This window comes from Streptococcus parasanguinis (assembly GCF_901875555.1).
Lineage (GTDB): Bacteria > Bacillota > Bacilli > Lactobacillales > Streptococcaceae > Streptococcus > Streptococcus parasanguinis_H.
The window spans coordinates 1-21,048 of record NZ_CABFMD010000012.1; the positions used below are offsets into that span (position 1 = coordinate 1).

Here is a 21,048-nt window from a genome sequence, read left to right on the forward strand (position 1 = left end):
AATGTTTAGCTTACAGAACTGCTTGTGAAGCCCTAGAGGATGAGTTCAAGTAAATGTTGCACTTATTCTTGCAATTTGTCCTATGAAAAGGAAGGTCAGTCTCGTAAGAAGAGTATGAGTTACGGGTCAGTCTTGCTTGTTCAACAGATTTTTGGATGGGACCAGGTTGGAAATTTCTCAAAAGGCCAGTATATCATGATGCACTCGCTGATTTAACGGACAGATTTGTTGCGAGCGAGCCAGTTCCAATTGCCTGAGCATACTTTTTATGTCGATAATCTCTTTGACTTTCCCACCCTTCAGCAGGTCAAGACCATGTACTATCTGCCTGTCGATTTATATCGTTATTTGATTGGGCGTGAGGACCAGTCTGTCAATGAGCAAGTGATGATTAAGCGCATTGACCAGCAACTCAAGGTTAATCGTCTTTTAGTAGACCAGCTTGATTTATCTAAAGTAAGCCACCCCAAAATGCGAGAATACCTGCTGAATCACATTGAAATCACGACGGTGATTTCTAGTGCCTTGCTCAACCGAGCAGGCACAGCAGAGCATCTTGCCAAAAAACGGGAGCTGTGGACCTATATTCAGCAGGAAAATCCAGAGGTCTTTCAGGCTATCCGTAAGACTATGTTGAGCCGTTTGACCAAACATTCGGTCTTACCAGCCTGCAAACTTTCCAATGTCGTCTATCAAATCACCAAGTCTGTTTATGGATTTAATTAATATAAGTATTTTATAAGAGGGATTTAAGAAAAATTTTAACTTTTTCTTAATCCTTTTTAATTTTAGGAGATTATACTAAAGTCATCAAATAAAGAAAAACTCTAAGGAGAATCCTATGAAATTCAATCCAAATCAAAGATATACTCGTTGGTCTATTCGCCGTCTTAGTGTCGGTGTTGCCTCAGTTGTTGTGGCTAGTGGCTTCTTTGTCCTAGTTGGTCAACCAAGTTCTGTATATGCCGATGTGGTCAATCCGACCCCTGCCAAAGTTGTGCCAGACGTTGCTCCGGTGAGTGAAAAGAGTGACTTACCAGTAGGAGGTCTCAAAGAAACAGTCGATACAGCTCTTCCTTCAGAACAGGTGGACTCAACACCTAAAGCAAGTTTGGATGCTACAAGCTCTCCAGAAAAAGTGAATGTAGCCGATAAAAACCAAGTGGTAGCGCCCAACGAAGAAGTGCAAGCAAAACCAGAATCTAATAAACAAACAGAAGATGTTCTTAAACCTGCGACAAATCCTGCGCCTACAGTTTCTGGACAAGACCGTGAAGTAAATGAAGCGCAACTAGCAACCACCCCAGCTGAAGTGCAAAAGGGTGTGGCGGACAACACTAAAGATACAGTAGATGTCCCAGCTACTTACTTGAACAAAGCCAACTTCCCAGGGCCATTCACAGCTGGTGTCAACCAAGTCATTCCATATGAATTCTTCGCTGGTGACGGTATGTTAACTCGCCTTATCTTGAAAGCATCAGACAAAGCCCCATGGTCAGACAACGGTTCAGCTAAAAATCCGGCCCTTCCACCAGTAGAGAACTTGGGCAAAGGCCTTTACTTCTATGAAGTGGATTTGGCCGGTACTCAAGGTAAATCAGATAAAGAGCTTCTTGACCTCTTGAAACAAAACGGCACTCAAAGTTATAAAGCTACTATTAAAGTGTACGGTGCGAAAGATGGCAAGGCAGACTTGAGCAACCTCGTAGCGACAAAAGATTTAGATGTCAACTTGAACGGTTTAACTACTCCAGCTGAAGTGCAAAAAGGCGTAGCCGACAATACCAAAGACACAGTGGATGTTCCAGCCACTTACTTGGACAAAGCCAATTTCCCAGGGCCATTCACAGCTGGTGTCAACCAAGTCATTCCATACGAATTCTTCGCTGGTGACGGTATGTTGACTCGTCTGATCTTGAAGGCCTCAGACAAGGCTCCATGGTCAGACAATGGTACAGCTAAAAATCCTGCTCTTCCACCGGTAGAAAACTTGGGCAAAGGCCTCTACTTCTATGAAGTAGATTTGGCAGGAACGCAAGGTAAATCAGATAAAGAGTTGCTTGACCTCTTGAAACAAAACGGCACTCAAAGTTATAAAGCTACTATTAAAGTGTACGGTGCGAAAGATGGCAAGGCAGACTTGAGCAACCTCGTAGCGACAAAAGATTTAGATGTCAACTTGAACGGTTTAACTACTCCAGCTGAAGTGCAAAAAGGCGTAGCCGACAATACCAAAGACACAGTGGATGTTCCAGCTACTTACTTGGACAAAGCCAACTTCCCAGGACCATTCACAGCCGGCGTCAACCAAGTTATTCCATATGAATTCTTCGCTGGTGACGGTATGTTGACTCGCCTTATCTTGAAAGCATCAGACAAGGCCCCATGGTCAGACAATGGTTTAGCTAAAAATCCTGCTCTTCCACCAGTAGAGAAATTGGGCAACGGCCTTTACTTCTACGAAGTAGACTTGGCAGATACTCAGGGTAAATCAGATAAAGAGTTGCTTGACCTCTTGAAACAAAACGGCACTCAAAGCTATAAAGCCACTATCAAGGTATACGGTGCGAAAGATGGCAAGGCAGACTTGAGCAACCTCGTAGCGACAAAAGATTTGACAGTGAACGTGAATGGACGTCAGTCTCTGATTCCGATGCAGTCAAGTTTCATCCCATCTTCTAATGGTTCAGCCATGCCGGCTCCAATGATGAATAGTCATCAAGATGCATCTAATATGAAAGCTCAAATGCCTAGTGCCAATCAAGATGAGATGAAATCTAAAACGCCAGTTGCCATTCAGGATAAGATGATGCCTAACAAAGAGCAGGACAAAACCATGAATGCTAGTCAGCCTATGGTAACACCAAGCATGAAACAAGATCAAGATAAAGTTCCAGTAGCCTCAAGCAAAGCGTCTTATGAAGGCAAGATGACATCTACTAACAAGATGTCAAGTCCAATGATGGCTGATCAAATGAAAGAGCAAAAAGACATGCTTCCATATACTGGTGAAGTCCAAACTTCAATGGCTACTCTTGGATTCTTTGGACTTGCTTTGGCCGGACTTCTAGGTGGACTCGGTTTGAAAGCTAAAAAAGAGGAAAATGACTAGTCTAGTTACAGACTTTCTATCTAGGATTTGAAAAATCCAGATATCGTTTAGAATGTTCGTAAAGAGATTAAAATAGTGTTATACTACTGTGGTATAGCACTGTTTTTTTCAAAGGAGAGACAGATGGGAAAGACAATTTTACTCGTTGACGACGAGGTAGAAATCACAGATATTCATCAACGTTATCTGGTTCAGGCAGGATATCAGGTTTTGGTGGCCCATGATGGAGTAGAGGCCTTAGAAATCTTCAAGCGAAAACCAATTGATTTGATTATTACAGATATCATGATGCCTCGGATGGATGGTTATGATTTGATTAGTGAGGTTCAGTATCAATCTCCAGATCAGCCTTTTCTCTTTATCACGGCTAAGACCAGTGAGCAGGACAAGATTTACGGCCTAAGTCTGGGGGCAGATGACTTTATTGCCAAGCCCTTTAGCCCTCGTGAACTGGTTTTGCGTGTCCACAATATTTTGCGTCGCCTTCATCGTGGAGGTGAGACAGAGGTCGTCAGTCTTGGGGATTTACGGATGAATCACGGTAGTCATGAGGTTCAAGTCGGAGATGTGGCGCTTGATTTGACCGTCAAATCCTTCGAACTTCTATGGCTTCTAGCCAGCAATCCAGAGCGGGTTTTCTCTAAGACAGACCTCTATGAAAAGGTCTGGCAGGAAGACTATGTGGATGATACCAATACCTTGAATGTTCATATTCATGCTCTTCGACAGGAGTTAGCTAAACATGCTAGTTCAGAAACACCGACCATCAAAACCGTCTGGGGTTTGGGCTACAAAATTGAGAAAGCACGAGGTAGTCAATGAAATTAAAAAGTTATATTTTAGTGGGGTATGTCATTTCAACACTCCTAACGATTATCGTGGTTTTTTGGGCTATCCAGCGAATGCTAATTGAAGAAAGAGAGATTTATTTCCTAGTGGGTATGACTCTCATAGCTAGTTTTGTCGGTGCTGGGATTAGTCTCTTTCTCCTATCGCCAGTCTTTACTTCATTGGGCAAACTCAAGGAACATGCCAAGCGAGTAGCGGACAAGGATTTTCCCTCAAATCTGGAGGTTCAAGGCCCTATAGAATTTCAACAATTAGGCCAAGCTTTCAATGAAATGTCCCATGATTTGCAGGCCACCTTTGATTCCTTGGAAGAAAGCGAACGAGAAAAGAGCTTGATGATTGCCCAGCTATCGCATGATATCAAGACCCCCATCACTTCGATCCAAGCGACGGTAGAAGGGATTTTGGATGGGGTTATCAAGGAAGGAGAACAGGACCATTATCTAGCAACCATTGGGCGCCAGACTGAAAGACTCAACAAACTGGTTGAGGAGTTAAATTTTTTGACCCTAAACACAGCTAGAAATCAGGTGGAAACTGCCAGCAAGGACAGCATTTTTCTGGACCAGCTCTTGATTGAGTGCATGAATGAATTTCAGTTCTTGATTGAGCAGGAGGAGCGAGATGTCCACTTGCAGGTAATCCCAGAGTCTGCCCGGATTGAAGGAGATCATGCTAAACTTTCTCGTATCCTGGTGAATCTGGTCAATAATGCTTTTAAATATTCAGCTCCAGGAACCAAGCTGGAAGTGGTGGCTAAGCTGGAGAATAACCAGCTTTTAATCAGTGTGACCGATGAGGGACAGGGGATTCCCCCAGAGGATTTGGAGAATATTTTCAAACGACTTTATCGTGTAGAAACTTCGCGTAACATGAAAACAGGTGGTCATGGCTTGGGTCTTGCGATTGCGCGTGAATTGGCCCATCAATTGGGTGGGGAAATCACAGTTACTAGCCAGTACGGTCTAGGAAGCACCTTTACCCTTGTTCTCAATCTCTCTGGCAGTGAAAATAAAGCTTAAAACCCCTTTACAAATCTAGCCATTCATGGCAAAATGGATTTTGTGTGAAATATCAGCAGGAAAGCATGAAGCTCGTCAACAGGTGTCTTATGATAAGTAACCTTGGCTGTTTAGGCGAAGGGCATCTGCACAAATCAGGGCTTTCTAAGTGACTATTTCCCAAAGAAAACAGATTTAGCCGCTATCTCTGATGAGGCTTTGAACAAGGCCTTATATGATATCAATCACCGATCACGAAAATGTTTAGCTTACAGAACTGCTTGTGAAGCCCTAGAGGATGAGTTCAAGTAAATATTGCACTTATTCTTACAATTTATCATGAATAAAAAGAGAGTGTGGGACAGAAATCGGTCATTCGTTAGAATTCGATTTCGTCGTCCCACCTCCGCACAGTTGAGTAGGGCTGTAAAAGCTGATGAAATCAGCGCAGTAGAGCCCACTCAATCACTGCGTCTTGCTCAACAATCCAAAAACAATTAAGAGGCTAGGACTTTTGTCCCAGCCTCTTTTTAGTTGATGAAAACTGATTTTGCTTAAAATGGCAATTTCCCTGCGAACGCACCGAGTTTTTTCTTAGTTGCAGCATCAATTTCTTCAATGGCGGCATTGATGGCTTGCACCGTCATATCCGAAAGCGTTTCTGTATCTTCAGGATCGACCACTGCGGCATTGAAATCGATAGAAACGACTTTCTTATCACCTGTAAGAGTTGCCACTACCAAGTCTTGAGCAGATTTCCCTACAAATTGAGTTGCAGCTAATTCTGCTTGGCTTTGCTCCATTTGCTTTTGCAATTTTTGAGCTTGCTTCATCATATTTTGCATATTCATCATAATGTTTTCTAGATTCCTTTCGTATCAAGGGTTTAGACCCTGTTGCTTAATTTTTACTGCCCACTTCTGCCCATTTTTTTAAAAATCGTCAAATACGTTAGCAGCTTTCCTTAAACCATTGTAGATTCTTCTGATTGATGATCGAACATGTTATTTCATCTTTAATTCAAAGTAAAATCTTGGTTAGCTTTTCAATTATATCATTTTTTATCCTAATTGGAAATTAAGAATAATGCATCTAAGGGTCACCTTTTTTCAAAAGACTCTCGCAATAGTTCCTATTTTAAAAAACTAATCACTTAAGTAATCTTTCTTTATACAGAGTGCAACGGCGGCGTCTGCACCTGTATAATCACTGTATGGAACTATCTCAATGATGGGAGGAGTTTCAAGCAACATTTTAGGCTGAAAATTAATTGTTTCACAAAGATTATTGGCCAACTCTTTTTCAATAAGCATGGGGCTATGAATATATATTTTTTCAGAATCAATCATCATATTCAAATTATTAATACTTTGGGCAAGATAAACAATAGCTTGCCGTAAAAGATTGATGATTCCCTCATCGCCTAATCGATAAGCTTTTAAAATGACCTCTAAATCAATTAAATCAGCATCTGGTACTAAATGTGGCAAATAACTATTTGGAGTCTTATATAACATTTTTGCTTTTTTAATCAAATTGTTCTCTCCTACATACGTTTGAAGGCAACCTCTCCTTCCGCATCCACACAGTTCTCCGCTACTGTTAACAATCGTATGTCCAATTTCACCAATTAATAAATTAGCTTTTCCATAAATCTCTCCATTATACATATATGAACAATGCATCCCCCTTGAAAAGTGGAAAAAAATAAAATTTTCATCATTCTTATTTCGTGGGAATAATCTTTTTGATAAAGCCATACAATTTACATTATTGGAAAAATATACGGGAATCTCAATTGAGTCTTGGATTTTGTTTAGATCAAAATTTGACCAAAGCGGATTATTGGTAGTGATCACACCATCTTCTAAGTACCGACCTGGCAAGGAGAATCCAATGGATTTTATATGATTATTCGCTACTTCATCTAAAAAGTTTAACAGAGCATCAATGATTACTTGCTCTTTTCGTTTCTTTAAAATCTGTTCGTTTACTTCTATTAATTTTTCTTTTAATCTCTCTCCTAAATTATCCTCTAGAACAAAAGAAACATATTTTTCCGATATTTCACACCCAATGAAATAGGAATGCTGAGGTTTAACTTCTAAAAGAATCTTCCTTCTACCAACCTTGACATCTTTTTCATCCTCCCCCAGTTCATAAATGAGTCCTTCTTTAATTAATTCTCCTGTAATACTACTCGTCGTTGCAGGTGTGATTCCTGTATCTTTAGCTATATCTATCCTAGATATTGGGCCTTTAGAATAAATCTTATCCAGAATAATAGACCTTAATTGAAGCTGTTTTTTTGATAATTCCATTCCTTACACTCCTTATCCTAATTCCATTTTATATAAATTATAAAAAATAATCAAATATATGAGATTACTCTTGATTTTCCTAATCTTTTGTTGTAAAATATAAATAACAAAAAATAATCAATTAGAAAAATTTAAATGATATATCATATAAATGATTATTTTATGAAATTAAATAATGTTACATTTGACATCATAAGGAGAAAAAATGAAAAGATTCATAAGTGCAAATGCTTCTGAAATCCTGAGTATGTCTAAAGATGAACTCAAGAAAAGTATACAAGCAAGTGAAGGTAGAATCGTTTTATCTGAAAATGTTTGTACTAGAGAAGCATCAATTGGAGACATTACCAATTCAGAAATCGCAAGAGCCTTTGGGGCAGACTTAATATTATTAAACTGTTTTGATGCTTTCCATCCCTTCATTTTTGGAATCGACAAAGAAGTACCAAATGTAGTTCTAGAACTAAAAAGATTAGTAGGTTGTCCTATAGGAATTAATCTCGAACCCGTAAGTGAGGATATCATAGCATCTGAAACTATACAAAAGATCCCTGAAGGACGTCAAGCTAGCATTGAAACCTTCAAAGCAATTGATCAATTAGGATTTGATTTCGTATGTTTAACAGGTAATCCTGGTACTGGAGTTAGTAATGACGCTATTATATCCGCTACTAAGCAAGCTAAACAGTATTTTTCAGGATTAATTATAGCCGGGAAGATGCATGGAGCAGGAGTAAAGGAACCTGTAGTAAACATTCAAACAGTTGAGCAATTACTAGATGCTGGTGCAGATATTATCCTAGTTCCTGCTGTTGGAACCGTTCCATCGTTTAATGATCGTGAATTACGTCAGATATCAGATCTAGTCCATGAAAAAGGGGGACTCGTTTTAAGCGCTATTGGAACAAGCCAAGAAACATCTGATACCGATGTCATTAAAGAAATTGCAATTCGAAATAAAATAGGAGGTGTTGATATTCAACATATTGGTGACGCAGGATATGGAGGTGTAGCACCAATCGAAAATATTTATACATTAAGTACAGCAATTAGAGGGGTTCGGCATACAATCTCTCGAATAGCAAGATCTATTAATCGTTAAGAAAGGAAATTATTATGGATTCAAAAATTACAATCATGTTGGCTTGTGCAGCAGGTATGAGCACTAGTCTATTAGTTACAAAAATGCAACAAGCAGCTGAAGAACAAGGAGTTACAGCCGAAATATTTGCTATTCCTGCTTCTGAAATTATGGATTATACAGAAGAAAAACACATTGATGTCCTTCTGTTAGGACCTCAAGTGAGCTATATGCTAAGTGACTTAAAAGTTAAGTTTGAAGCAGAATCATTCCCAATCGCAAGTATACCTACAATTGATTATGGAATGATGAATGGTAAGAAAGTACTTGAATTTGCTTTAGACAAAATCAAAGAACAATAATATCATAGTCAACAATTTTCCTTTATAATACCAATTAATCTAAATCATAAATTTGGAGGAAACACCATGAATTCTTTCCTAAATAAATTACAAGAAAAATTAGCACCTATTGCTGGTAAAGTCGGAAATCAACGCTTTCTTGTTGCCCTACGTGATTCGTTCGTTGGAACAATGCCCTGTATCATGGCAGGATCACTCGCACTACTATTAAATGCGTTTTTAGTAGATTTGCCACAACAATTTGGCTTAACGTCCATCACTTCTACTTTTCAATGGCTAGTCGATATCAACAATTTAGTCTTTAAAGGTAGTATTCCAATTGTTTCACTTTTATTTGTTTACTGTCTCGGAGTAAACGTTGCTAAAATTTATAAGACTGATACAACATCATCCGGTCTTATTGCCTTAGCTTCTTTCATCATTTCAATCGGAAATAGTACCGTTCAAACTTTTGATATCAAGAATCTTGGATCTACTCATTTAAGTAGTGTCCTTAAGGGAATTGATAATATTTCTGTAGAAGGAAACAAACTATTAGTAACTGTCGGAAATATTCTTCCAGGAAATCACATTAATGCAAGAGGATATTTTACAGCAATAATAATTGGATTTGTGGCTTCTATTATCTTCTGTAAAGCAGTTAACAAGAATTGGGTTATCAAACTTCCAGAATCAGTTCCACCAGCAATTTCAAAAGCTTTTCTTTCAATTATCCCAGGTTTTATTGCCATGTATTTTGTAGCAATTTTCACCTATATCTTTAATAGCTTTAGTCATGACATTCTTATCGATTGGATTTATAAAGTACTTCAAACTCCTTTATTAGGTCTATCTCAAACATTCTTTGCTGTTATTTTAATGGTATTCCTAAATAAATTATTCTGGTTCTTTGGACTACACGGGGGAAATGTCTTAGCTCCAATTATGGAGGGATTATTTGGGGTAGCGATGCTAGCAAACTTGGAAGCCTTTCAAAAGGGCGAAGCTATTCCTTACCTATGGAATAGCGGTTCATTTGGTGCATTTGTTTGGTTTGATGGACTTGGTTTAGTCATTGCTATTTTAATCGCTTCTAAAAACAAACACTATAGAGAAGTGGCAAAACTAGGGCTTGCACCTGGATTGTTTAACATTGGTGAACCTGTCAATTATGGTCTTCCAGTCGTATTGAATCCATTACTATTTATCCCTTACCTTCTTGGTCCATGTCTAATGGTTACCGTTGCCTACTTTGCTACTTCATTTGGGCTAGTGTCTCCGGTAACCCAAAACGTAACATGGGTAATGCCTCCAATTCTATACGGTTTCTTCTCTACCGGATTTGATTGGCGTTCTATTATACTTTCTGTTGTCAACTTAGCTATTTGCACCTTTATGTATCTACCTTTCGTTAAAATGGCAGATAAAGTACAATTAGACTAAGAGATAATCTCATAAATCGACTGATGAATATAAAAAAGGTAATTTACTAAATTAGACAGTAAATTACCTTTTATTTAACTATTTTATGATACATTGCAAGAAACGCAGGCTGATTGATAAACACGTTTGTCTGTTGAGAGCTTAAACAAGTTATCAACAGATTACAGTTCATTTCCTAAATTAATTACTGTGCTAATCTCCCTTTTATCATTCAATTTGAATTCTTACTCTTAGTAAATCCATTCCGTCCCACAGTCCTCTGCCGCAGCCAACATTTTAGGATCCGGGACCGCATCTGAAATAATCGTTTTGTAGGCAGACAGTTGATTAATTTTATAAAATCCAGTATGGAAAAATTTTGTTTGGTCAACCAACAAAATCGTATTTTTAGCCCTTTCGATTAAATTATAGCTTGATCACCATATAAAAAAACAAGACTGAATAAATCTTTGAATAACATTCATTCAGTCTTGTTCTTCTATTTTCAATCAAACTTTCCATCGCTATCATCTACAATCAACGATAGTCCAAGTCAAAAATTGTCTCAATTGAACATTATTTTAAAGGAGGGAGATCTTGGACTATCGCTAATAAACAAGTATGATAGAGGCTAGATTCCTAGCACTTCAATGACAAAACTCTTTCGATCAGCTTGCTTTGGTTCAACAAATGAAACATCCCGTTTTTGATCAAACTGGTCAGATTCCTCTAAAGAGGTAGATAGACCACTCCAAGGTTCCAAAGCGATGAATGGACCTTTATTGGTCGTAGACCATAAGATCAGATGAGGGAAGTCCTTAAATTGTAACTGAATTCCCTTATCATGCTTTTTCGATTTCAGACGGATACTTCTTGAGGACAATTGATCAAGTGTTACCGCATCTTTTTCAAAAATCTTGAAGTCCAAATCAAGTGTTTTTTGACCTTGCAAGAACGGCGTACGATCTTGTACATCTAAAAGCCCTGTATCAGGAAATTGTTTTGGAACTGTACAAGTTTCCTCATTTTCAAATTCCAAATAATAATCTTCATAAGCTTCATCCGCAAGAAGAGGGCAATTGAAACCAGGGTGACCACCAATAAAGTAAGGCATCACTTCATCTGAAAGATTTTCAACAATGTATTCTGTTACAATTGATTTTTCTTTCAAAGTATACAAAATACTCAACTTAAAATGATAAGGATATTGCTCAAACATCTCTGGAGTATCTTCAATTGTAAACTTCACTTGGTGATCGTTTACAGGATGAGCCTGGAATGTTTTTTTGCGGACCAATCCATGTCTTGGAAGTTGACCCACTTTTTGACCAAATAAGGCCTTATCGTCACGGACACTCCCGCAATTCGGGAATAAGACTGGCGCTTGGCCACTCCAATAAGTTGCATCCCCTTGCCAGAGGTATTCAACCCCGTCTTTGTCCTTAATGGAAGAAAGGGCTCCTCCGACTTCTTGGAATTGGACAGTTAAGTAATCATTTTTTAATTCAATCGTCACAATCAATTCCTTTCTTTTTGTTATTGAAAAGGGAAAAAATCTACATCGAAACAAACGATACAGACTTTTTCAAAGACCATTTTATGAAAATCTTTGACCTTTTCTAGAGTATTGGATAACAAAATAGGATACCTTCAAGTGAGGTTATTCAATCACTTGAGTTTCAGCTAATTTCTTGTACCAATGTGCAGATTTCTTAGGATAACGTTCTTGTGTATCGAAATCAACGTAGAAGAGTCCATAACGTTTTTCATAACCATTAGACCATGAGAAGACGTCCATCAATGACCAGATGAAGTATCCTTTGACATTGGAACCATCGGCAATTGCATCAGACAATACTTCCAAGTGTTGTTTCACATAATCAATACGGCCATCATCGTAAACAGTATTGTCCACAAATTCATCTTTGTATCCAAGTCCGTTTTCAGTGATGTAGATCTTCTTGTAGTTTGGATAATCTTTCTTGACACGCATGATTTGGTCATACAAACCTTGAGGATAGATGATCCAATCCCAGTCAGTACGAGGTACATAGTCAGGAGCCACACGACGTCCAACACCTTTGATTTGGTATTTAGAGCTTCCTTTTTCACCTTTACCGTTGTGGATGATTTCAGTTTCACCATCAAAGGCTTCCATCCAGTCACTCATGTAATAGTTAATTCCGAGGAAGTCGTTCAAATCTTTAGCTGCTTCAAGCGCTGCAAAGTCTTCGTCACGAAGATCCAAGCTACCACCATTAACCGAAAGAATGTGGTTTACACCTTCCATGGTTGCATCTGAGTAGTGTCCAAGGTAAGTAGCATCCAAGATAAATTTGTTGTGGATGATATCTTCCAACTCAGCAGCACGAACGTCTGCAGGATTTTTAGGATCCAATGGATACTTAGTTGGAAGGGCGTGAACAACCCCGATTTCACCTTTGTAGCCTTTGTCTTTGTACAATTTCACAGCACGTGCATGAGAAACCATCATATTGTGGTGAGATTGGAAGACTTTGGCAAGGTCGTATTGAATACCTGGTGGGAATTTACCAACCAAATATTGTCCATCACCGATTGGACCGATTTCATTGAAGGTTGTCCAGTAGTTTACTTCTGGGAATTCTTCGAAACAGAAGGCAGCATAATCCACAAAGTGTTCGATGTTTTCACGATTCAAGAAGTCTCCATTTGAATGAAGAGCTTCAGGAGTATCAAAGTGGTGAAGCGTTACGAATGGTTCTACATGACGTTTATGACATTCTGCAAATAACTTATGATAGAATTCTACCCCTTTTGGATTGACTTCACCATAGCCAGTTGGGAAAATACGTGACCAAGCAATAGAAATACGGATTCCATTTACGCCATATTCTTCTGCTAATTTTAAGTCTACTGGATATTTATGGTAGAAATCACTCGCTGGTTCAGCAGTATACCAATAGTTGTCTGCTAAGTATTTGTCCCATGCAACTGGTCCTTTACCATCTGTATGTGTTGCACCTTCTGCTTGATAAGCTGCTGTTGCGCCACCGAAAATAAAATCTTTAGGTAATGTTTTTGACATAAGTTTCCCCTTCTCAATCATAAAATAAAAACAAAGCAAGATGGAGAGGAGTCAGTGAGCAATCCTTCTCCATCTCACTTCAATCAACAGTAAATCTATTTATTATTGAAATTGTTCTTGAACGAATGCAAGAGCGCCTTTACCATCACGAGTCAACTTGATGTATTGAGCTCCTTCAGTCTTAGCCAATTTGATTCCAAGTTTATCTGTTTCAGCCTTCATATCTTCATAGTTTGAAGCTACTTGAGGAGCAAGGATAACAAGGTCAAATTCTGGCAACATTTCACGGTGAGCACCGTAGCCACCAGCAGCAGCCTTCACAGGAACATTGTATTCTGCAGCAGCTTTATTCAAAGCGTTGGCAAGAAGTCCACTAGTTCCACCACCGGCACAAAGAACCAATACGTTTGTTTCTTTTGTGATATTGTTTTGAACTGGTTCACCTTCAACACCAGCTTTTTCAAGAATAGCATCTGCTTTAGCAGTGTTGAAGTTTGCAGCAACTTTTTCTTTCAAGCTATCGTTTGATTTACCTGAACGTTCTTCTTCAAGAATTTGTTCATCGTAAACTTTAACGAATGGGTAGTAAATGATCACGTCTACTACAACAAGAAGTGCAGCAAGGATGAATGAAAGTACTTGGAAGTTTGTACCAAGAACAATACCAAGAGGTCCAGGAGTTACCCATGGAAGGTTAGCAGAGAATGAGTTCATTCCCAAGGTATCAACGAAGAATTTGAAGATCCATACGTTTGCAATTGGAGCAAAGATAAATGGAACAAAGAAGATTGGGTTCAATACAATTGGAGCACCGAACAAGATTGGTTCGTTTACACCGAAGAATGTAGGAACAACAGAAGCACGTCCGATTGCACGGTTCCGTTCTGATTTACACAACCACATGAAGAGGAATGGAACAATCAAGGTTGCACCAGTACCACCCATGGTAACGATAAACATTTGAGTACCAGATGTGATGACTTTATCGGCATGTTGTCCAGCTTGAATCAAATGCAAGTTGTTATCAATATTCGCGTAAGTAATCGCAGCGATCGCTGGTTCTACGATTGAAGGACCATGGATACCAACAAACCAGAAGAAGGCATAAGCACCAAAGATGAAGGTAATACCAAGGTATCCGTCTGCAGCTGAGAAGAGTGGAGCAAGAAGAGTACCAATTGATTCAGCAACTGTTACATGAAGGCTTGCTTTCACAACTAATTCAAGTGCATACAAGAGTACAACTGACAATGTAAATGGAATCAAGTCTTTAAATACTTGTGAAATATTTGGTGGAACCTCGTCCGGCATGCGGATCGTCACATTATTTTTCACACAGACTTTGTAAACATTAACAGTAACGAATGCAGCAATAAAGGCTGTTAGCAACCCTTTTGTCCCCATGAACGCTGTTAAGAATCCGCCTTCTTTAGCAGGTTCAGCAGCCATGAGCAAGAAGCCAACCATAGAAGCTAACATTGTAGAAATGAAGTTGATTTGGTTGGTTGCTGGAAGGTCACGGTTCATTGAATCAGTCAAAGCCTTAGCCGTTGTACCACCAACGAAGAAGGCCAAGATGCCCATAGAATAGTTATATGGAGTCATCAAGAAAGTTTCAATATCTTTAGACCAGTGGAATCCCCATGCGTTTGGTACATACGCAATCAGGATGAAGATAGATGAGAATAAGATTACAGGCATCCCTGCAATGAAACCATCACGAATCGCTCGCAAATATTTATTACGAGAAATCTTCTCAAAGAATGGTTTCCCTTTTTCAATAAGCTCAATGAGTTTGTTCATTATTTAGCTCCCCTTTTGTATAATTCGATGAGATGATGAATCACATCTTTTAACAAGATGGTTGTCATCAAGTGATCCTGTCCGTGCATCATGGTGATGCTGTATGGAATTTCTTCGCCCGCAGCTTCTTGAGCAAGCATAGATGTTTGCGCTTTGTGAGCTTCTGCAATGCAACCACCTGCTTCTTCAACAAGAGCTTCTGCTTTAGCAAAATCGCCAGCTTCAGCTTGTTTTAAAGCTTCAAGTAGTTTAGAACGAGCATCACCAGCATAAGCGACAATTTCAAAGCCAAGCAATTGGACTTCTTCTCTATTCATAATAGTTCCTCCTTATAATTTTAATGATATAGAGCAAATTAATTTTCTACAAGAGACGTTGAATATGAAGAACGATATAAATTCGTTCACTGTGGAATAAATCCACACCCGTTTCTCTTGCAATCACATCATAGATTCGATTTCCTATTTCAAAAGCCTCAGGATACGAAATCTTTAGATGTTCTTCCATTCCAAGTAAAGAGGTATTGTCCTTTCTGGATCGATCGATATAATCCAAAAAATAACTTAGATGGACCATAAAGCGGTCATAAAAATTGCTATTTAGGGACGTTCGTTCGATATGGTTTCGAGCCAACTCCTGCTTGACTAAGTCAAGAATATGCTTGGTTCGGCTAATCTCAACTGATGGAGCTACTTCTCCATCACGTCTCGCATTTATAAAGTGAATAGCAATTCTTCCAAGTTCTTCATCTGGAAAACGATCGAGTAGTTTCGATTTGAAAATGGACAGAGCCTCAGCACCAATTTTGTATTCAATTGGGTACTCTCTTGAAACATCTGGTAACTTACTGCTTTGGTAGTTACCTGTTTGAATAGACTGGTAGGTACAATAAATGTGATCAGTTAGAGTTACATATAAATAATCCTGCACCGGATAGTTGTACTTCAGGGTTAATGTGTCTATCACATCATAAGTTACCGTAATAAAGTCCAGTGGTACGTCTTTTAAAAGAGCTAAAAAGTTTTCTTTGGACTCTTCCGTATTTAAACGAAAGACCTTGTCCACCAGGCTTGAAGCAATAATGTCCCCTTTTTTCTTTTGGAAGACAATCCCTTTACCTGTAACAATTAACTCTCTTTGACTTTCATCTTTCACCAGAGCTATATTATTATTAATCGGGCTTACGATCCGATACACTGCAACTCCCCCTTTCCACTTTATTATGAACCGAACTGGTAGAATGGCAGAACACAGAAAAAACTGCAAAAAGACCACAAACGAGCTGGGAAAACAGAATACTACTACTCCCGAATTCATTTGCAGTCTCGCCTAATATGACTCAGTTACGATCCACCCTATTCAAACTATGTTTTCATTATAACATTTAAAAATGTTTTTGTAAACCCTTTCTGATTCTTTTTTTGCTATTTTTTCTAAAATTTTGTTTATTTCAAACACGATTCTTGTTTACATGTCTACATTCAGGTTTTTATAATGAGGAGGGTCCACTCTAAAAAAATAATAGAAATATAACAAGAACAATCTCAGCCACTATCCATTTTTCTCCATCGACTACTATTTTCCATAGTAAAAGAGAGAATTTATTCCGAGGACAACTCTCTTTTATACTTTATCTAGAAGAGCATACGAATATCCTCTAAAACTAGGAATAAGTCCCATTTTTTGGATAAACAAAAACCCTTGCAAAACAGACGATAACATCTATCTACCAAGGGTTCCTATTCAATTTCATCTCAATTGAAGCCCAATCCAGTTTAATGAGATTGGACTTCATCAGGAGGTTACGTTGAACATGTTTTAGAAAGTTCGTCGATTAAACTCTTTCTTTCCAAGAAGTAGCAGTTTGTTGAAGAACTTTGTTCAATTCATCAATGTTTTGGAATCCTGTTGTACGCAACCATTCGCGAGCTGCTTCTTCACCTTTTTCAACATAAGATTGAACAGATCCAGCCCAAGTTGCACGTCCACAAAGTACACCGTTGAAGTTTGCACCTGAATTGTGAGCAAATTCAAGAGTTTCTTGGAACAATTTAGCTGATACACCTGCACTCAAGTAGATGTATGGAAGGTTTGTAGCTTCGTCTTGTGCTTTGAAGTAAGCAGCTGCTTCTTCACGGCTGTAAACCACTTCACCTTCAGCAAATCCTTCAACATATTTCATGTTTACAGGAACTTCAACTTTCAATACATCGATATTGAAGCGTGGGTTTGAGAATACTTTCATTGCTTCAATAACTTTACGAGGTTTTTCTTTAGCAAATTCAACAGAACCTGTGTCAGCATTCTTTTCATCGTAAGCCAAGATTTCCAAGAAGAATGGGATATCTTCAGCCACACATTCAGAACCTACGCGTTCGATGTAAGCTTGTTTTTGTTGGTTCAATTCATCTGCACTATCTACATCATAGTAAAGCAAGAATTTAACGGCATCTGCACCTTGTTCTTTAATACGTTTTGCAGACCATACATCCAAGCAGTCAGGCAAACGTTTTGTGCTTGAAGTATCGTATCCTGTTTTTTCATAGGCAAGAAGAAGTCCAGCATTTTTGTCCAAAGCTTTAGTAGCAGGAAGTCCATATTCAGGGTCAAGAAGCATAGATGAAGCATATTTTGTCAATTCATCTGCTACAAGAACTTTCAATTCTTCCATTTGAGCTACAGTTGGTTCAGCATCTTGGTATTGACCCATCAAGCGTTTCAAGGCACCACGTTGGTCGAATGCCAAAGCTGAGATGATTCCATTTTCGTCTGAAAGTTTTTCTAATGATTTACGTTTTTGTGCTGTAAGTGCCATTTTTATACCTCTTTTACTTTAATTTCTTTATATAGTTGATCGTAGTTGTCCATATTCACATGGCCAGTCATTTTTTCTTGTGCATTAAGCATTCCCAATACCATTGCGTGTTTCAACAATTCTTCGTCATTTTTTTGACTATTGAGAGCTGATGAAATTCCAGCAACCGTAGAATCTCCAGAACCAACCGGATTGACTACTTCAATTTTAGGAATATCCACTTTGTAGAAGGTGTTTTGATGCTTGGCAAATGCACCGTCTCCTCCAAGTGAGACAATAATCCATTCAATGCCATCAAATAAAGGATCTGTTAACACTTCTTTCAAATCTGAAAGATCTTCTGTTACTTCTTTACCCAAAAGTTGAGAAAGCTCTTCATTGTTTGGTTTGATAACAGTTGGTTTGAAGCTAGATTTCAAAACTGCCTCTAAAGATTTTCCTGATGAATCTAGGACAACCTTGCGTTGATGCTTTTGTGAGATTTCAATCAGTTTTGCATAGTAATCTGTAGACAGGCCGGCTGGGAGACTACCAGAAATAGCAATAACATTTGAATCCTTCATCAATTCTTCAAAATGGCTTAAGAATCCTTCTGACTCAGAGTTGCTAATTTCAGGTCCTGCTTCCAAGATTTCTGTCTGATTCCCTTCATGTAGAATCGCGATACAATTCCGTGTATCACCATCGATATCAAAGAACGCTGCCTGAACTCCTGCTGGCAAATGTTCTTTCAAAAATTGACCATTTGTACCACCGACAAAACCTGTCGCTACTACTTGATCTCCACTTTCTGAAAGGACACGTGTAACATTAAGACCTTTCCCACCAGCTGTTTTAGAAACTTCAGATACGCGATTGACGGTATCCAAGTTCAATTTTTCTAGTGGATAAGAAATATCAATAGATGGATTCAAAGTTACCGTTAGAATCATATTCTACCCCTTAGTCGTGATATTCACCGCGATCCCATTTTTCAAGAAACTCAGTAAAGAAGTCTGCATCTGCTTGGTGAGCATTATGGGTTTCAACATGTTGGATTTTTGCAATCAATTTTTTGTTTTCTTCAGTTGGTTTGTATTCAGCATGGATGAATGCTTCGATGATATCGCACATCAACAATTCACCAGTGATTTTACCACCGAAACCGATGACGTTCGCGTCCAATTGTTCTTTAGCGTAAAGAGCAGTTGTCATATCACGAACCAATGCAGAACGGATACCAGGAACTTTGTTTACCGCATTGTTGATACCAACACCAGTACCACAGATACATACACCAAGATCTGCTTGACCGCTAGCTACAGCTTCACCAACTTTTTTACCAAAGATTGGGTAGTGTGTGCGGACATGGTCATATGTACCAAAGTCAAGTACTTCATAACCTTTTGATTTCAAAAATTCTGAAACAGCCATTTTTTCATTTGTAACGATATGGTCACAACCAATTGCAATTTTCATTTTTTTCTTTCCTCTTTCCTAGCACATTTTATTAAGCATATCTACACGAATTTGGTGACGACCACCATCGTATTTACCATTTACGAAACCTTTAACGATGTTTTTAGCTAATTCATCCCCAACGATTTCAGCACCCATAGTAATCATACGAGAGTTGTTGTGTCCACGAGTCATATATGCAGAACGTTCATCAGAAACTTCAGCAGCAACCATTCCTTTGATCTTAGTAGCAACCATGAATGGACCAGCTCCATAGGCATCGATCACAATACCCAAATTGCCATCAGCTGCATTCACTTCTTTTGCAACTGCCAAAGTGACGTCAACAAAATCTTGACCATCTGCAGTTACATCAACTACTTCAAATCCTTCAGTGTTTAAAAAGTCTTTTACAAGTTCTTTTAAACGTTTTCCAGATGCATCTGCACCAATTACAATAGCCATTACTATGCCTCCAAAAATTTATTTATGATTGATCGATTGCTCGATCAGTTAAAAAAGCACCTCAGATGCAAAGCATGTTAAGTTACTTTTTACATACATCTATAATATACACCATTATAAACAAAAAGTCAACATTTTTTGTTTGATTTTATCTTTAATTGGCCATAAATGAATTGTTTATTTTTTAGACAGCGGTTTCATTTGTTCGTTTGTGAACAAAAATAGTGTGGAACAGAACGATTTAAAAAATCACTTCTAATTCCACACTACAAGCAAATCACCAGTACAAGGATGAGAGGACCCTCGTACTCTAGCTACGATTATTTTATTTTTAAACGATCACTTGAGTATAAACTTCTAACTCTTCGTGAGCATTGTCGGTAGAGACATCTGTAATCACAGCTGTCACATCACTGAGCGAACAGATCGAGGTAAAATCTTCCTTGCCGATTTTTGATGAATCCATCAAAAGATAACTTTCCGAAGACTTGTTAATTGCTAAGCGCTGAGTGAAAGCTTCTTCAAAGGAGGAGGTCATCACTTGACCATCTTTAATCCCATTTCCACTAAAGAACATTTTATTGTAATACATCCGTTCTAATAGGGCATTTGTGATCTCACCTACAAAAGCCTGTGTCAAGTCTCTCATCTCTCCTCCTAAAAGGATCACTTTAAAGGTGTCTGAACTTTTCTTGTAGAGTTCATTGAAAATTGGGAGACAATTGGTGATGACACGTAGCTCTTCATTTTGAATTTCTTCTGCTAAAATTTCAACAGAAGTCCCAGGTCCAAGGAAAATGGTTTCTCCATCCTGAATCAATTTTGCTGCTTTGGATGCTACTTTCCTTTTGGCTTCAATGTGTTGATACAATTTTTCTTCATGAGGGATTTCTCTATATTTCAGTTGTTGGTTACTTCGTGCTCCACCATGAATCCTAGTGATCAGTCCCTGTTCTTCTAATTCAGCTAAATCTCTTCTAACCGTCATATCTGATACATTCATCATTTCAACGATTTCAGTAACTGTTATCACTCCTCTTCGATTCACTAATTTCTCTATTTCTACCAAGCGTTGATGTTTTTTCATTTTTTACCTATTTCACAAGTTATTTTGTTATCTCATCTCATTATACCCCTTTTTGAATTTCAAATCTACATTTTATGTTTGAAACAAACAATTTTTGATAAGATGACAAACTTCATATTCATTTATTCAAACAGAAAGAGCCGTTAGATACACTCAACTAACAGCTCTAATTCATGTTTTAGCCTACAAAAGCATTGATTTCTGCTTCGATATTCGCAATTTTTTCTTTAGCATCTGCTTCAGATTC

General features: G+C 38.3%; 19 protein-coding genes and 2 pseudogenes. 9 read left to right on the forward strand and 12 right to left on the reverse strand.

The features are described from left to right. Positions 1–72: 72 nt before the first annotated feature. The 6 genes and pseudogenes from JX304_RS04395 to JX304_RS10740 all read left to right on the forward strand — a co-directional run. Positions 73–216 (forward strand): annotated as a pseudogene (locus JX304_RS04395) (glycosyl transferase); the annotation flags it as partial. 99 nt (positions 217–315) lie between these two features. Continuing rightward, positions 316–726: a glycosyl transferase family 2 gene (locus JX304_RS04400; RefSeq protein WP_205011451.1), complete on the forward strand. Its 411-nt coding sequence runs from the start codon at positions 316–318 to the stop codon at positions 724–726. 115 nt (positions 727–841) lie between these two features. Next, positions 842–3,112, forward strand: coding sequence for an SSURE domain-containing protein (locus tag JX304_RS04405; RefSeq protein WP_205011439.1), 2,271 nt, complete (start codon positions 842–844; stop codon positions 3,110–3,112). Positions 3,113–3,235: 123 nt separating this feature from the next. Beyond that, positions 3,236–3,934, forward strand: a complete 699-nt coding sequence (locus JX304_RS04410; protein WP_042749814.1) for a response regulator transcription factor — start codon at positions 3,236–3,238, stop codon at positions 3,932–3,934. Further along, the gene (locus tag JX304_RS04415; protein WP_205011440.1) at positions 3,931–4,983 is read left to right on the forward strand and encodes a sensor histidine kinase; all 1,053 of its coding nucleotides are present in this window, start codon (positions 3,931–3,933) and stop codon (positions 4,981–4,983) included. Before JX304_RS04410 ends, JX304_RS04415 begins: the two co-directional genes overlap by 4 nt. A gap of 138 nt (positions 4,984–5,121) precedes the next feature. After that, positions 5,122–5,274, forward strand: a pseudogene (locus JX304_RS10740) (IS30 family transposase); the annotation flags it as partial. A 242-nt stretch (positions 5,275–5,516) separates the two neighbouring features. On the opposite strand, the gene JX304_RS04420 reads toward JX304_RS10740, so the two are convergent. Together JX304_RS04420 and JX304_RS04425 are read right to left on the reverse strand one after the other, a co-directional pair. Then, positions 5,517–5,816, reverse strand: a complete 300-nt coding sequence (locus JX304_RS04420; protein WP_003005613.1) for a YbaB/EbfC family nucleoid-associated protein — start codon at positions 5,814–5,816, stop codon at positions 5,517–5,519. Positions 5,817–6,107: 291 nt separating this feature from the next. After that, positions 6,108–7,283, reverse strand: a complete 1,176-nt coding sequence (locus JX304_RS04425; protein ID WP_205011441.1) for an ROK family transcriptional regulator — start codon at positions 7,281–7,283, stop codon at positions 6,108–6,110. A 205-nt stretch (positions 7,284–7,488) separates the two neighbouring features. Here JX304_RS04425 and JX304_RS04430 point away from each other — a divergent pair, with 205 nt between their 5' ends. From JX304_RS04430 to JX304_RS04440, 3 genes are all read left to right on the forward strand, one after another. Beyond that, complete coding sequence (locus JX304_RS04430; protein ID WP_205011442.1) at positions 7,489–8,385, forward strand: haloacid dehalogenase-like hydrolase; 897 nt, start codon at positions 7,489–7,491, stop codon at positions 8,383–8,385. Between the two features lie 14 nt (positions 8,386–8,399). Beyond that, positions 8,400–8,726, forward strand: a complete 327-nt coding sequence (locus JX304_RS04435) for a PTS sugar transporter subunit IIB (protein WP_205011443.1) — start codon at positions 8,400–8,402, stop codon at positions 8,724–8,726. Between the two features lie 66 nt (positions 8,727–8,792). Beyond that, a complete protein-coding gene (locus JX304_RS04440; protein WP_205011444.1) occupies positions 8,793–10,148 on the forward strand; it encodes a PTS sugar transporter subunit IIC in 1,356 nt (451 codons plus the stop codon). Between the two features lie 610 nt (positions 10,149–10,758). On the opposite strand, the gene JX304_RS04445 is transcribed toward JX304_RS04440, so the two are convergent. The 10 genes from JX304_RS04445 to JX304_RS04490 all read right to left on the reverse strand — a co-directional run bounded on the left by JX304_RS04445 (position 10,759) and on the right by JX304_RS04490 (position 20,801). Continuing rightward, positions 10,759–11,643, reverse strand: a complete 885-nt coding sequence (locus JX304_RS04445; protein WP_200772448.1) for an aldose 1-epimerase family protein — start codon at positions 11,641–11,643, stop codon at positions 10,759–10,761. A 144-nt stretch (positions 11,644–11,787) separates the two neighbouring features. Further along, the gene (lacG, locus tag JX304_RS04450) at positions 11,788–13,194 is read right to left on the reverse strand and encodes a 6-phospho-beta-galactosidase (protein WP_205011445.1); all 1,407 of its coding nucleotides are present in this window, start codon (positions 13,192–13,194) and stop codon (positions 11,788–11,790) included. A gap of 102 nt (positions 13,195–13,296) precedes the next feature. Next, positions 13,297–14,997 carry a lactose-specific PTS transporter subunit EIIC gene (locus tag JX304_RS04455; protein WP_205011446.1) on the reverse strand — a complete coding sequence of 567 codons (1,701 nt, stop codon included), beginning with the start codon at positions 14,995–14,997 and terminating at the stop codon, positions 13,297–13,299. After that, positions 14,997–15,314 carry a PTS lactose/cellobiose transporter subunit IIA gene (locus JX304_RS04460; protein WP_205011447.1) on the reverse strand — a complete coding sequence of 106 codons (318 nt, stop codon included), beginning with the start codon at positions 15,312–15,314 and terminating at the stop codon, positions 14,997–14,999. Before JX304_RS04460 ends, JX304_RS04455 begins: the two co-directional genes overlap by 1 nt. A 46-nt stretch (positions 15,315–15,360) precedes the next feature. Beyond that, positions 15,361–16,194: a PRD domain-containing protein gene (locus JX304_RS04465; protein ID WP_187540031.1), complete on the reverse strand. Its 834-nt coding sequence runs from the start codon at positions 16,192–16,194 to the stop codon at positions 15,361–15,363. A 637-nt stretch (positions 16,195–16,831) separates the two neighbouring features. Then, positions 16,832–17,812: a tagatose-bisphosphate aldolase gene (gene lacD, locus JX304_RS04470; RefSeq protein WP_195227779.1), complete on the reverse strand. Its 981-nt coding sequence runs from the start codon at positions 17,810–17,812 to the stop codon at positions 16,832–16,834. Positions 17,813–17,814: 2 nt separating this feature from the next. Then, positions 17,815–18,744 (reverse strand): tagatose-6-phosphate kinase, encoded by a 930-nt coding sequence (locus JX304_RS04475; protein WP_200772444.1) that lies wholly within the window; start codon positions 18,742–18,744, stop codon positions 17,815–17,817. Positions 18,745–18,754: 10 nt separating this feature from the next. Beyond that, positions 18,755–19,270: a galactose-6-phosphate isomerase subunit LacB gene (gene lacB / locus JX304_RS04480; protein ID WP_205011448.1), complete on the reverse strand. Its 516-nt coding sequence runs from the start codon at positions 19,268–19,270 to the stop codon at positions 18,755–18,757. An 18-nt stretch (positions 19,271–19,288) separates the two neighbouring features. Continuing rightward, the gene (gene lacA, locus JX304_RS04485; protein ID WP_205011449.1) at positions 19,289–19,714 is read right to left on the reverse strand and encodes a galactose-6-phosphate isomerase subunit LacA; all 426 of its coding nucleotides are present in this window, start codon (positions 19,712–19,714) and stop codon (positions 19,289–19,291) included. A gap of 331 nt (positions 19,715–20,045) precedes the next feature. Next, positions 20,046–20,801, reverse strand: a complete 756-nt coding sequence (locus tag JX304_RS04490) for a DeoR/GlpR family DNA-binding transcription regulator (protein ID WP_205011450.1) — start codon at positions 20,799–20,801, stop codon at positions 20,046–20,048. Positions 20,802–21,048 lie beyond the last annotated feature (247 nt).

What these genes read in the sequence shown, in the direction of transcription:
- lacD (WP_195227779.1), bottom strand. Translation starts at nt 17,812, where the DNA reads ATGGCACTTACAGCACAAAAACGTAAATCATTAGAAAAACTTTCAGAC.
- JX304_RS04400 (WP_205011451.1), top strand. Translation starts at nt 316, where the DNA reads ATGTACTATCTGCCTGTCGATTTATATCGTTATTTGATTGGGCGTGAG.
- lacG (WP_205011445.1), bottom strand. Translation starts at nt 13,194, where the DNA reads ATGTCAAAAACATTACCTAAAGATTTTATTTTCGGTGGCGCAACAGCA.
- JX304_RS04430 (WP_205011442.1), top strand. Translation starts at nt 7,489, where the DNA reads ATGAAAAGATTCATAAGTGCAAATGCTTCTGAAATCCTGAGTATGTCT.
- JX304_RS04460 (WP_205011447.1), bottom strand. Translation starts at nt 15,314, where the DNA reads ATGAATAGAGAAGAAGTCCAATTGCTTGGCTTTGAAATTGTCGCTTAT.
- lacB (WP_205011448.1), bottom strand. Translation starts at nt 19,270, where the DNA reads ATGAAAATTGCAATTGGTTGTGACCATATCGTTACAAATGAAAAAATG.
- JX304_RS04415 (WP_205011440.1), top strand. Translation starts at nt 3,931, where the DNA reads ATGAAATTAAAAAGTTATATTTTAGTGGGGTATGTCATTTCAACACTC.
- JX304_RS04435 (WP_205011443.1), top strand. Translation starts at nt 8,400, where the DNA reads ATGGATTCAAAAATTACAATCATGTTGGCTTGTGCAGCAGGTATGAGC.
- JX304_RS04455 (WP_205011446.1), bottom strand. Translation starts at nt 14,997, where the DNA reads ATGAACAAACTCATTGAGCTTATTGAAAAAGGGAAACCATTCTTTGAG.
- JX304_RS04475 (WP_200772444.1), bottom strand. Translation starts at nt 18,744, where the DNA reads ATGATTCTAACGGTAACTTTGAATCCATCTATTGATATTTCTTATCCA.
- lacA (WP_205011449.1), bottom strand. Translation starts at nt 19,714, where the DNA reads ATGGCTATTGTAATTGGTGCAGATGCATCTGGAAAACGTTTAAAAGAA.
- JX304_RS04410 (WP_042749814.1), top strand. Translation starts at nt 3,236, where the DNA reads ATGGGAAAGACAATTTTACTCGTTGACGACGAGGTAGAAATCACAGAT.
- JX304_RS04490 (WP_205011450.1), bottom strand. Translation starts at nt 20,801, where the DNA reads ATGAAAAAACATCAACGCTTGGTAGAAATAGAGAAATTAGTGAATCGA.
- JX304_RS04420 (WP_003005613.1), bottom strand. Translation starts at nt 5,816, where the DNA reads ATGATGAATATGCAAAATATGATGAAGCAAGCTCAAAAATTGCAAAAG.
- JX304_RS04405 (WP_205011439.1), top strand. Translation starts at nt 842, where the DNA reads ATGAAATTCAATCCAAATCAAAGATATACTCGTTGGTCTATTCGCCGT.
- JX304_RS04440 (WP_205011444.1), top strand. Translation starts at nt 8,793, where the DNA reads ATGAATTCTTTCCTAAATAAATTACAAGAAAAATTAGCACCTATTGCT.
- JX304_RS04425 (WP_205011441.1), bottom strand. Translation starts at nt 7,283, where the DNA reads ATGGAATTATCAAAAAAACAGCTTCAATTAAGGTCTATTATTCTGGAT.